Raw genomic sequence first — 12,078 nt, forward strand, 5'->3', positions numbered from 1 at the left:
CCGCCTAGGGGCGGCTTGCCTTCTTTTTTGCCCTGCAGCCGACAGCAATTCGAGGAAAAGCCGCGTAGCGCTCTTCCGTCGCGAATTGCGTGGAAACAAGCAGGTGGGGCGATTCAGGCGAACGCTGATCCGCTCCAGTTCACATCGGTCCGGACATCATCTTGGTCGGTTTTTCCAGCATCGGAAACTCGGCCTTGTTGCATTTCACCTTCGGGTTCGTCGGACTGAACATGCCGTTCGGATTGTCATCGAGCCAGGCGTGAAGATCGTAGTGGACGAACTCCTTCGGGATGAGCGGATAATGTCCCTCCATCGGGCCCATGAAGGTTTGACCGAACAGCTTCGGCGGCGCCTTGATGTCCGGGGTTAGCGGCACCAGCCATTCCACGCCGACCAACTTCAGGCCTTTCTTGGTCGGCTCGTAGATCAGGACGTTGGGCTTCATCGGGTCGAGTTTCTGGCCGACGCTTGGAACGTTGACGAAGTGGATGCCCATGGCGCCTTTCGGATAGTCCATGGAGCCGGGTATCTTTTCTCCGCTGTAGTAGACGCAGCCGACCGTCGAGAGATAGAGATCGCGGACGGCGGCGGTGTAGTCCTGATATTTGGCGAGCGATTTTTTCAACGCGTCCATGTCGGCCTTGTTGGCGTCCTCGGCATGAGCCGTGGCGAGGCCCAACCATGCACCTACAACACCTGTCAAAGCGAGGACGCCGCAGCGCCCAAGGCTGGCTGTTCTTGTCATGCATTCCTCCCAGATTTCTGATCTGGCCGTGCAAGACCGAGGCGGCGGCAAAGTCGTTGATTGCGCGGCCGATTAAACCGCCCCATCCCCTTTGGAACGCTGCAACGCTAATCCTTTCCACGGCTGCGGAAAAGAACTTATTAGATATTGCTAATTTTATTTGACTGCTGTCACGAAACTGGCACCGCCAGTATACGCCTGGATGAAAACGGCCCCCATTGGGGGCCGTTTAGCGTGACAAACACGGCCCTGCTCAGGTGAGCGGCGAAAGCTGAATCTCGACGCGTCGGTTCTGGGCCCGGCCCTCGGCCGTGGCGTTGGAGGCGACGGGCCTCGTCTTGCCAAATCCGGTGACGGCGAAGCGGCGCTGGTCAACGCCCTGGCCGGACAGATAATTGGCGACCGCCAGGGCACGGCGCTGCGACAGGTCGAAATTGTGCTGGTCGCCACCGGTCGAATCGGTGTGGCCGAAAACGTCGACCGTGGTCTGCTTGAACTTCTTCAGCACCAGCGCCACCGAATTCAGCACCTGGTAGAAGCCGGGCTTCACCGCGTCCTGGTCGGTGTTGAAGGTGATGTCGGACGGCATGTTGAGGATGATCTGGTCGCCGCTGCGGGTGACGCTGACGCCGGTGCCCTCGAGCTGCCGGCGCAGTTCCGCCTCGTTCTGGTCCATAGTGGCGCCAATGGCGCCGCCGGCCAGCGCGCCGATGCCGGCGCCGATCAGCGCATTGCGACGATCATTGCCGCCGGCAAGCAGACCAAGGCTGGCACCGGCCAGAGCGCCAAGGCCCGCGCCCGCCGCCGTGTTCGAAATCTTCTGGTCGCCCGTATACGGATCGGTGGTGGTGCACGCGGTCACGAGCAGAGCCGTCGCCATAACGACGAGCACGGTCTTCTTCATAGGATGGTCCCTCTCCAAGTCACGCCTTACGATGGCGCCAAATCAGCCCTTGCCGCGACTTGTAGCATGAAATGCGGCGAAAAACGGAACGGGAAAAGCGCCTGCCGATTATCCAGTTGGCCGCCCGGTGTGGCTACCAGAGATTCTTGCCGTCAATGACCACCACTTCGACTTTATCGAGATCGAAATCATCGAACAGCCGCGCGTTCACGCTGATCTTCGGATTATCGAAATCCGGCTCGCCGGTCGACCAGTCCGGCGTTTCGGTGAAGGTGCCGCAGCCGCAGGTTGCGCAAAAACCATGCTTTACGTTTTTTGAGCCCCACTGATAAAAGGAAACATTCTTCAGCGGCGTGACGAGCTTGAACCGCGATGGGGTATAGTAGGCCCAAAGCGAGCCGCGTTTCGAGCAGAACGAACAGGTGCATTGCGTCACCGTCTGCGGCGCTTCCGACACCTCGAACATCGTCGCCTTGCAGTGGCAGCTTCCCTTGATGGCCATGAATATCACCTCTCCATTGTCCGCCGCCCAGGCGGCAAGGCACCATAAAGAAGCGATCCTGACAACTGGCCGTCAGCAGCCTCTGCGCCAATGCACTTCAACTGTCGGCGCGTCTCAAAATGAGCGCGGCGGCACGAACAGGCATATCGTCTTGCCGGCATCGAGACCGGCCTGATGCGCGCACCAGTGAAATTCGCCGTCAGGGCTGTCCTTGACGCGCTTGTCCGTCATCGGAACGACTTCGCCGGTACCGGCAATCACGTAGCCTTCGGGCTTTTCCAGCACTTCGCCGGTGTGCGTGGCACGACAGTCATAGTTGGCGCAGCAGGCGAACGGATAGCTCCAACCCTGCGGCTTTGCTGCCGTGGGCTTGGCATCATGAGCAAAGGCCGCAGGCGCGAACATCGCGACGGCAAACAGAGAAAACATAAGTCGGCCGACCGGTTGAACGGCTCGGGCCGATCTGGGCGTGGCAGCAGACATGGGACGTTCCTTTCGAGCGTCAAGCATTTCGCCTGCCCGTTCCCGGAACGTGTCTTCCCAGTGGCCGGATCATCAGTCGCAGATATGCCGCGTCCGGCCATAAATGCTTTTTGTCTCCCAGCATTCGGATGCTGGGCTGATTCCTTGGTCGGCGCAAGAAGCCGCTGCGCCAGATATGGGCGCACGCCATAACACACTGCTACCGCTGACGAGATTCAAGCCAGGTAAGTTCCCGGCAGGCGGGGCATGCAAACAACGGGATTGGCCCGGAGTGGTTCCAGCCGCTCAAATCCAATCACATGCTCTTGATTGCCGGTGACAGTGCCGACGATCGTCCGCAAAGGAAAATCAGCCACCCTGCAGCCGAAGAAGGTATAAGCAGCCGGCCGAACGGCGAACATGCGCCGCGCTCGCTTTGGGAGGAAGAAAAGCCCCTTCCCGCACCAGAGCGATATGCCGAGTCGGGACCAATCACCACGAACTTGTCGCGCCGCACCGGCGAACACTTGAGGCCAACACCGGGGGCCGCACGACAATACCTCCGCTTTTGCGACGGCTCGCGATCATTGCCCGCGCAAGCAGCCTAATCCAGGTCCGCCACAGCTTCGCCCGCGCCACCCTCGATGCGTTGCGATAGCGAAGCTTCCATGAAGTCGTCGAGGTCGCCGTCGAGCACGCTCGAGGGGCTGGTGCTTTCGACACCGGTGCGCAGATCCTTGACCAGCTGATAGGGCTGCAACACGTAGGAACGTATCTGGTGACCCCAGCCGATGTCGCTCTTCGATGCCTCGGTGGCATTGGCCACCGCTTCGCGCTTCTTCAGCTCTTCCTCGTAGAGGCGCGAGCGCAGCATTTCCCAGGCCTTGGCCTTGTTCTTGTGCTGCGAGCGTTCGGCCTGACAGGCGACCGCGATGCCGGTGGCGATGTGGGTGATGCGCACGGCCGAATCAGTGGTGTTGACGTGCTGGCCGCCCGAACCCGATGAACGATAGGTATCGATGCGCACGTCGGATTCAGAGACGTCGATCTCTATCCTGTCGTCGACGACAGGATAGACCCAGACGCTGGAGAAGGACGTATGACGGCGCGCATTGCTATCATAGGGTGAGATGCGCACCAGGCGGTGGACGCCGGATTCGGTCTTCATCCAGCCATAGGCATTGTGGCCCTTGATCAGCAAGGTCGCGGACTTGATGCCCGCCTCTTCGCCGTCATGCACTTCCAGCACCTCGACCTTGAAGCGGCGGCGCTCGGCCCAGCGCGTGTACATGCGCAACAGCATCGAGGCCCAATCCTGGCTCTCGGTGCCGCCGGCGCCGGCATGGATTTCGAGATAGGTGTCGTTGGCGTCCGCTTCGCCCGAGAGCAGCGTTTCCACCTGTCGGGCCTTGGCCTCGCCCTGCATCGAACGGATCGCGGCTTCGGCTTCGGCGACGACGCCTTCGTCGCCCTCTTCCTCGCCGAGCTCGATGAGACCGATATTGTCTTCCAGCGCCTGGGTCAGGCCCTTGACCGCCGCGATGCCTTCCTCGAGGCCCTGGCGCTCGCGCATCAGCTTCTGCGCTTCCAGCGGTTCGTTCCAGAGACTGGCGTCCTCGGCCCGCACGTTCAGGTATTCAAGCCGCTTTATGGCCTGATCCCAGTCAAAGATGCCTCCTCAGCAGGGTTATCGCCTGCCTGATCTCGTCGACGATATTCTGCGTTTCCGCGCGCATGGCCTGATGTTTTGTCCTGTTGCTGAAATGACGCTTCGGTCGGCGCGATACATAGGGACGGTGCCGCCATGTGTAAAGCGAAATGGGCCAGCCGGAGGCTGGCCCAACTGGACGCGTGAATTCGTCAGTAAAGGCCGCCGCCGCCGTCCTGGATGGCCTGGTTGGCCTGCGGCGACAGCGCGCCGCCCGAGGCGTTGGAGCCATCGGCACCCATGCCGATCACCCAGTAGCTGTCGGCGGGGCCGGTCCCCGGCTTGAAAGCCTCGATGATGGTGCCCGCATCGCCCGAGGAGGAGCGCATGCCGGTCTTGCGGTTGATGGCGATCAGGTTCATGCCGTCAGGCACCTTGAAGTCGACATTGGGCGTGCCGTCCAGCGCCACACGCATGAAGTCCTTGAAGATCGGGGCGGCAAGACCGCCGCCGGTGGCGCCGTGGCCGAGGCCGCGCGGCGTGTCGTAGCCCATGTAGAGACCAACCACGAGGTTCGGCGTATAACCGATGAACCATGCGTCCTTCTCGTCGTTGGTGGTGCCGGTCTTGCCGGCGATGTGGCGGCCAAGTTCCCCGATTGTGGCGCCGGTGCCGCGCTGGACGACGCCTTCCATCATCGAGGTGATCTGGTAGGCGGTCATCGGATCGAGCACCTGCTCGGAATTGTCGACCAGTTCCGGCTCGGGCTGGTTTTTCCATTCAGGAGCGTTGCAGCCTTCGCAGCCACGCTCGTCCTGCTTGAACACGGTCTTGCCGTAGCGGTCCTGGATACGATCGATCAGCGACGGTTTGATCGACTTGCCGCCATTGGCCATGATCGAATAGGCCGAAACCATGCGCATGACGGTCGTCTCGCCCGAACCCAGCGCCATCGGCAGATATGGCGCCAGATGATCATAGACGCCGAAGCGCTCGGCATATTCGACGACCAGCTTCATGCCCATGTCGTTGGCAAGCCGCACCGTCATCAGGTTGCGCGACTTCTCGATGCCGGAGCGGAGCGTTGCCGGCCCGGCGACGGTGCCGTCATAGTTCTTCGGCGTCCAGGTGGTGTTGCCGCTCTGGATGGTGATCGGTCCGTCCATGATCACCGAGGCCGGAGTATAGCCATTGTCGAGTGCGGCCGAATAGACGATGGGCTTGAATGACGAACCCGGCTGGCGCATCGCCTGGGTGGCGCGGTTGAATTCGGACTGCGAATAGGAGAAGCCGCCGACCATGGCCAGCACGCGGCCGGTGTGCGGATCCATCGCGATCAGGCCGCCTTCCACCTCGGGAACCTGGCGCAAGCTGTAGGTATTGTCGGAGCCGTCGTTCTTCTGGACGAAGATGACATCGCCCGGCTTCAGCACGTCGGCCGGCGACTTGGCCTTGACTGTCTTGCCCTCGACCACATGGCGCATGGCAAAGCCCATGTCTTCCTTGCTGACGGTGCCTTCGACGCGTTCCTTCACGATATCGCCCGACGCCTGGCGTGCGGGCTGCAGGCCGATCGACAGCCCGGACGCCGAACTGTCGAGCACGACGGCCAGCGACCACTCGGGAACGTCTTCCAGCCCCTTGACTGCGCCCAACGGCACACCCCAATCGCCGGAGACGTCGATCGTCTTCAACGGCCCGCGATAGCCACGCAAAGTATCGTATTTCATCAATCCATTCTGCATCGCCTTGCGGGCGATGAGCTGGACCTTCGGGTCAAGGGTGGTGCGAATCGACAGCCCGCCCTCATAGAGCGCGTTCTCGCCATAGCGGGCGATGATCTGCCGACGAACCTCTTCCGTGAAATACTCGCCGGCGAAAAGGTAGGAGCCGCTGCGGCGCGGAGCAACGCCAAGCGGCTCGGCCTTCGCCTTTGCGCCCTCTTCAGGCGTCACGTAACCGTTCTCGACCATCTGGCCGATGACCCAGTTTCGCCGTTCAATTGCGCGGTCGGCGTGCTTGAAGGGATTGTAGTTGGCCGGACCTTTCGGGAGCGATGCCAGATAGGCGGCCTCGGCCACGGTCAGCTCGTTCACCGATTTATCGAAGTAGGTCAGTGCCGCACCGGCAACGCCATAGGCGTTGAAGCCAAAGAAAATCTCGTTGAGATAGAGCTCGAGGATTCGATCCTTGGAATAGGCCTGTTCGATGCGGAACGAGAGGATGGCCTCCTTGACCTTGCGTTCCAGGGAACGCTCGTTGGTGAGCAGGAAGTTCTTGGCAACCTGCTGGGTGATCGTCGAGCCGCCCTGCATGGGGCCACCCGAAACGTAAGTGATAACCGCTCTGCCCAATCCCGTTATATCGACACCGGGGTGGCTGTAGAAGTTCTTGTCCTCAGCCGACAGGAAGGCAGCCTTGACGCGATCCGGGATAGCCTGGATCGGCAAATACAGGCGCCGTTCCCGCGCGTACTCGGCCATCAGCGCGCCATCCGAGGCATGGATGCGGGTGGTCACCGGAGGCTCGTACTTTGCCAGCACTTCGTAGTCAGGCAGATCCTTCGCTACATGGCCGATGTAGAGGGCAACGCCCGCCGCGGCCAGGAGGGCCAGCGTCGTGCCTATGCCGAAGAAATAGCCAATGAGACGAATCATACCCGCTCCAGTCCTTGGTTCGGGAATTTCCTAAACGAAGCCGCCTTTCACGCAAGCTTTCGAGCCGGTCCCAACCCGTAATCGAAAACCCATGTCGCCACCATGTGGACAAAATACGGCAAGGCCTGATTTCGCAGCCGCAAGCCCGAAATAAAAGCGCAGGGTGTTGTCATCGCGCAACGCCGCCTCTGGTTGCAGGCGCCGCCGGGCATTGTCAACCTCCGGTTCCAGCCCCGGCACGCGCGGAAGCGAACAATGCCACGGCATTGGTGATGCTTTGCGCTGCCTTGCCGCGCCACTCGGCGTCAAGCAGTTGCGCCTCGTCCTTGGCATTGGAGAGATAGCCGAGCTCGACCAGCACGGAAGGCACGTCGGGGGCCTTCAGCACCTTGAACCCGGCCGAACGCTGCGGATTGTTGATAAGACCGACGCTGGTCGACAGCTGACCGACCAATGTGTGGGCAAAACTCATCGAGAAGGTGTGCGTCTCGCGCCGGATCAGGTCGATCAGGATGTCGGTCACTTCCTTGCTGTCGTTCTTGATGACCATGCCGGCGAACTGGTCGGACAGGTTTTCACGGTCGGCCAGCGCCTGCGCTTCCGGATCGGAGGCCTTGTCGGAAACGGTATAGACGGTGGCGCCGCGGATGCCCTTGACGCTGATCGTGTCGGCATGAATCGAAATCAGCAGATCGGCCTCATGCTGGCGGGCAATGCGGACGCGGTCGTCGAGGCGCAGATATTCGTCGGTATCCCGGGTCATGAAGACATCGTATCGGCCGGCGGCCGCGAGTTTGTCGCGCAGCTCCGCGGCAAAGGCCAGCGTGACGTTCTTCTCGATGGTGCCGTTCAAACCTTCGGCACCGCCGTCTATGCCGCCGTGGCCGGGGTCGATAACGACGGTGAATCGGTGGCCTGGATTGGAGACAGGCCCGGTTCCGACCCGGCCGCCCTTGTCGGTCGAAACCGTGGAACCGGTGGTCAGCGCCTGATTGGCAAGAGCGGCGTCGAACTCACGTTCGGAGGCCGCCGACATGTCGACGGCAAGGCGGTAGCCGGTTCCGTCCTCGTTCTTGAGCACATCGAGCTTGTCGACGGCGAACGGCCCCTTGCCGGTGAGGATCAGTCGCGAGACGCCCTCGCCGAGCTCGCCGAGCCGCACGCCCTTGACCAGGCCACGCGGCTTCAGATCCTTGGCATCGATGGCAAATCGGGTGTTCGCAAGATCGATGACAAGGCGATTGGGTCCGCGCAGCAGGAACCATTTGATGTCAGGCTCGCGATCGAAATCCATGACGATGCGCATCTTGGTGGCATCGCCGGCCATTTTGTAGCCCTTGGCCATGAGCGGAGCGTCGGCCGCATTGGCAACCATGGAAAAGGCTACAGGGGAAAAGACTTGGGAAATCGCCACCAGCAGCAGGAGACAGAAGGCACGGAGAACCTGGCCGCCAACACGACATCCCTTGTCTGTGAAGTCCGCCAGTCCCATCTTTCTTCCAGTCGCTCCCGGTTTGGCGCCAGGCGCCGGTTCGTTTCGTCAACATGCCGGTTAGGCCGCGAGCTCGATTAACGATTGGTATCCAGAGAAGGTTAACCAAGCCTTTTCACGCAAGGACGGGGCCAGGCTTACGCTACGGAACTGCTTTTTGCCGGCATCGGAAATCGGGGTTGCCTTCCAACCCGCCAAATCATAAAAGCGATGGTGGATCACTGCAATCCTGGAACCGCCCTCCTCCGCAGCTTCCTGCTACAGGGTCAGATGAAAGGCGGCTCCTTTCGCTTCACGCGAAAAGGCTTCAGGTGATTGCGACGAATTTCGCAGGTGTGCTCCCGTGGCGGGGGAATCGCCTGCGTGAGGAAAACGGCCCGGGTTTGTTCCCGCGCCGGCTCTGTATGAGCAAACAAGCTGGTCCGGTTTCCGGGCTTTGGTTCAAAAGGTTCTGCTGGTGACGATGGCTTCAAGCGCAATCATGGAAAGGTCCGCATCAAACCGCGCCAATATGGCTGCGGGCGGCACCGCCATGACACGCAGGCAGCGTCCGGCGGACATTCAGACATCCGGCACCCACACACCAGAAACGCAGCAGCGGGCTTTGCCTTGCAAGCTGCGGCTGACGGCTGCCGGGAGGAAACGAAATAATGCCCAACAAAATGCTGATAGACGCCTCCCACCCGGAGGAAACACGCGTAGTCGTCGTACGCGGTAACCGTATCGAAGAATTCGACTTTGAATCCCAGGACAAGAAGCAGCTCAAAGGAAATATCTATCTCGCCCGTGTAACGCGCGTCGAACCTTCCCTTCAGGCAGCCTTTGTCGAATATGGCGGCAACCGTCACGGTTTTCTCGCCTTCAGTGAAATACACCCCGATTACTACCAGATTCCGGTCGCCGACCGTCAGGCACTGCTGCGCGCGGAAGCGCAGGAGGCCGAGGACGAAGAGAACGAGGACGGCGAAGGCGACGATCGCCAGAGCCGGGATCGTGGACGGCGCGGTCGCCGGCGCGGCGGCAAGCCCCGCGACCGTGGTGAAAACAGGCGCGATGCCGGCACGGCCGAATCCGGCGAGGCAAGCGAAGCCGCCGGCGAGGCAGACGAAAACAACGACAATGGCCCGGATGACAATGGCCCGGACGTTATCGCCGAGAACATGGCCGACGTTTCCGGGACCACGGAACACGCATCCGACGCCTCGGAATACGCCGACGCACCCGAACAGGACGAGGTTTCTTCCGAACAGGATAAAGGCGAGACCAACGACGGCCCTCCCAAGTCGATCGCCGCCTCCGTCGAAGGCGATGTGATTTCCGAGCCCATCCCGCATGCCGAACAGGGCAGCGAAGCCACCTCCACCGACAATGATCGCGGCATGCTGGAGGAAGTATCCTCTTCCCATCCAGACGATCATGAGATCGAATCGGTCGGCGCCGAGGACGCGCTCGAGGAAGTGCGCAATCGCCGCAAGCCGGTGCGCCGCCAGTACAAGATCCAGGAAGTGATCAAGCGCCGGCAGATCCTGCTGGTGCAGGTCGTCAAGGAAGAGCGCGGCAACAAGGGCGCGGCGCTCACCACCTATCTGTCGCTCGCCGGCCGCTATTCCGTTCTGATGCCGAACACTGCGCGCGGCGGCGGTATTTCGCGCAAGATCACCAGCGCGGTCGACCGCAAGCGCCTCAAGGAGGTCGTCGCCGATCTCGAAGTGCCGCAAGGCATGGGCGTCATCCTGCGCACCGCAGGCGAGAGCCGCACCAAAGCCGAGATCAAGCGCGACTACGAATATCTGATGCGGCTGTGGGAGAACGTGCGCAACCTCACGCTCCAGTCCACGGCCCCTGCCCTCGTCTATGAGGAAGGCAGCCTGATCAAGCGCTCGGTGCGCGACCTCTACAACAAGGACATCGACGAGATTCTCGTCTCCGGCGAAGAGGGCTATCGCGAGGCCAAGGATTTCATGCGCATGCTGATGCCGAGCCACGCCAAGGTGGTTCAGCCGTTCCGCGACACGACGCCGATCTTCGTGCGCAACGGCATCGAGGCGCAGCTCGACCGCATGCTGCAACCGCAAGTGACGCTGAAGAGCGGCGGCTACATCATCATCAACCAGACCGAAGCGCTGGTCGCCATCGACGTCAATTCGGGCCGTTCCACCAAGGAGCACTCGATCGAGGACACCGCGCTCCACACCAATCTGGAAGCAGCCGAGGAGGTCGCCCGCCAGCTCAGGCTGCGCGACCTTGCCGGCCTGATCGTCATCGACTTCATCGACATGGAGGAGAACCGCAACAACCGCTCCGTCGAGAAGCGGCTGAAGGATCACCTCAAGAACGATCGTGCTCGCATCCAGGTCGGCCGTATCTCGCATTTCGGCCTGATGGAGATGTCGCGTCAGCGCATCCGCGCCAGCGTGCTGGAATCGACCATGAAGCCGTGCCCGCATTGCGGCGGCACCGGCCATGTCAGGTCCGATTCGTCGGTGGCGCTGATGGTGGTACGGGCAATCGAGGAGTTCCTGCTCAAGGATTCGCGAAGCCACATCACGGTGCGCACGCCGGCCGCGACCGCGCTCTACGTGCTGAACCACAAGCGCGGCACGCTGGTGGAACTGGAAAGCCGCTTCGGCCTGACGATCACCATCGAGGCAGACGATGCGGTCGGTGCCCAGCACTACGCGATCTTCCGCGGCGCGCTGGCCGAAAAGCCGGAAGGTTTCGTCGAGGTGCGCAGCCTGCCGGCCTATGTCGAGCCGGAAGAGCCCGAGGACGAGATCATCGTCGCCGAGGAGGAAGACGAGGCGCCGGCCCAGGCCGAACAGCCGCGCCACGCCCAACAGCCGCAGCATCAGCAGCCCAAATCCGGCGAGGACGGCGAAGGCCGCGATCGCAAACGCCGCAAGCGCCGCAGGCGGCGTGGCGGCAAGGACCGCGACCGCGAGCATGGCGCCCCAACCGACGGCGCTTCCCTCGCCACGTCCGATGACGGTTTCTCCGCGTCGGAAGGCGTGGCGAACCATGGCGATGCCGAGGTAGACGACGAGGCTGCGGTCGCCGCAACCGAGACCGTCGAAACGGCGGAAGCGTCCGACGATGGCCAGGGCAAGAAGCGTCGGCGCGGCAAGCGCGGCGGCAAGCGCAACCGTCGCGAAGACGGTGAAGGCGAGACCGAGGCGGAAGCCGGCGAAACGACCGAGCCCGCCGAAGCTGATGCTTCGCTAAGCGAGCCTGCGTCGATCGAGCCGGTGGCTGCCACCGCCGTCGAACAACCCGCGGCTACCTTGAGCGACGAGGTGCCAAGCACCGAGAAGCCCAAGAAACCGCGTCGCGCAGCCAAGCCGAAGAAGGCGGCCGCCGAAACCGTCGCCGAGGAGCCGACCGCGGAACTGGCCGTGCAGGCACCGGCCGAAACGCCAGCCACGGCATCGGACGAGGCAGCGGTCGCCGAGGAGACGCCGAAGGCTCGGCCATCCCGCCGCAAGGCGGCAGCCGCTGATACGCCTGTCGTACCGGTGGTTTCCTCGACCGTCGCCGATGAGCCTGAAGTCAAGACCGAAGAAAAGCCGAAGCGTGCCGGCTGGTGGCAGCGGAAAGGCTTTTTCTAAGCTTTTCAAATCGTTGAATTGAATCTTCGACAAAAAAATCCCGCGCCGATCGAAATGAACGGC

The 12,078-nt window shown here is 61.9% G+C and carries 8 protein-coding genes; 1 reads left to right on the forward strand and 7 read right to left on the reverse strand.

The features are described from left to right. Positions 1-139: 139 nt before the first annotated feature. The 7 genes from LB571_RS28300 to LB571_RS28330 form a co-directional block, all read right to left on the reverse strand. Complete coding sequence (locus tag LB571_RS28300) at positions 140-745, reverse strand: hypothetical protein (protein ID WP_015318024.1); 606 nt, start codon at positions 743-745, stop codon at positions 140-142. Positions 746-998: 253 nt separating this feature from the next. Next, positions 999-1,649 carry an OmpA family protein gene (locus LB571_RS28305; protein WP_015318025.1) on the reverse strand — a complete coding sequence of 217 codons (651 nt, stop codon included), beginning with the start codon at positions 1,647-1,649 and terminating at the stop codon, positions 999-1,001. A gap of 133 nt (positions 1,650-1,782) precedes the next feature. Next, the gene (locus LB571_RS28310; RefSeq protein ID WP_224599659.1) at positions 1,783-2,151 is read right to left on the reverse strand and encodes a GFA family protein; all 369 of its coding nucleotides are present in this window, start codon (positions 2,149-2,151) and stop codon (positions 1,783-1,785) included. 114 nt (positions 2,152-2,265) lie between these two features. Further along, the gene (locus LB571_RS28315) at positions 2,266-2,634 is read right to left on the reverse strand and encodes a hypothetical protein (RefSeq protein ID WP_015318027.1); all 369 of its coding nucleotides are present in this window, start codon (positions 2,632-2,634) and stop codon (positions 2,266-2,268) included. 583 nt (positions 2,635-3,217) lie between these two features. Further along, a protein-coding gene (gene prfB, locus LB571_RS28320) for a peptide chain release factor 2 (RefSeq protein WP_015318029.1) occupies positions 3,218-4,349 on the reverse strand; the annotation gives its coding sequence in 2 pieces (ribosomal slippage) (positions 3,218-4,282 and positions 4,284-4,349; 1,131 coding nt in all). Between the two features lie 124 nt (positions 4,350-4,473). Further along, positions 4,474-6,918, reverse strand: a complete 2,445-nt coding sequence (locus tag LB571_RS28325) for a penicillin-binding protein 1A (RefSeq protein WP_140720555.1) — start codon at positions 6,916-6,918, stop codon at positions 4,474-4,476. A 214-nt stretch (positions 6,919-7,132) separates the two neighbouring features. Then, the gene (locus LB571_RS28330; protein ID WP_015318031.1) at positions 7,133-8,410 is read right to left on the reverse strand and encodes an N-acetylmuramoyl-L-alanine amidase; all 1,278 of its coding nucleotides are present in this window, start codon (positions 8,408-8,410) and stop codon (positions 7,133-7,135) included. Between the two features lie 650 nt (positions 8,411-9,060). On the opposite strand from LB571_RS28330, the gene LB571_RS28335 reads away from it, so the two are divergent. Then, complete coding sequence (locus LB571_RS28335) at positions 9,061-12,015, forward strand: ribonuclease E/G (protein ID WP_224599661.1); 2,955 nt, start codon at positions 9,061-9,063, stop codon at positions 12,013-12,015. The last annotated feature ends 63 nt before the right edge of the window (positions 12,016-12,078 follow it).

Source organism: Mesorhizobium sp. BR1-1-4 (assembly GCF_020165375.1).
Lineage (GTDB): Bacteria > Pseudomonadota > Alphaproteobacteria > Rhizobiales > Rhizobiaceae > Mesorhizobium > Mesorhizobium australicum.

What these genes read in the sequence shown, in the direction of transcription:
- LB571_RS28300 (WP_015318024.1), bottom strand. Translation starts at nt 745, where the DNA reads ATGACAAGAACAGCCAGCCTTGGGCGCTGCGGCGTCCTCGCTTTGACA.
- LB571_RS28305 (WP_015318025.1), bottom strand. Translation starts at nt 1,649, where the DNA reads ATGAAGAAGACCGTGCTCGTCGTTATGGCGACGGCTCTGCTCGTGACC.
- LB571_RS28310 (WP_224599659.1), bottom strand. Translation starts at nt 2,151, where the DNA reads ATGGCCATCAAGGGAAGCTGCCACTGCAAGGCGACGATGTTCGAGGTG.
- LB571_RS28315 (WP_015318027.1), bottom strand. Translation starts at nt 2,634, where the DNA reads ATGTCTGCTGCCACGCCCAGATCGGCCCGAGCCGTTCAACCGGTCGGC.
- LB571_RS28325 (WP_140720555.1), bottom strand. Translation starts at nt 6,918, where the DNA reads ATGATTCGTCTCATTGGCTATTTCTTCGGCATAGGCACGACGCTGGCC.
- LB571_RS28330 (WP_015318031.1), bottom strand. Translation starts at nt 8,410, where the DNA reads ATGGGACTGGCGGACTTCACAGACAAGGGATGTCGTGTTGGCGGCCAG.
- LB571_RS28335 (WP_224599661.1), top strand. Translation starts at nt 9,061, where the DNA reads ATGCCCAACAAAATGCTGATAGACGCCTCCCACCCGGAGGAAACACGC.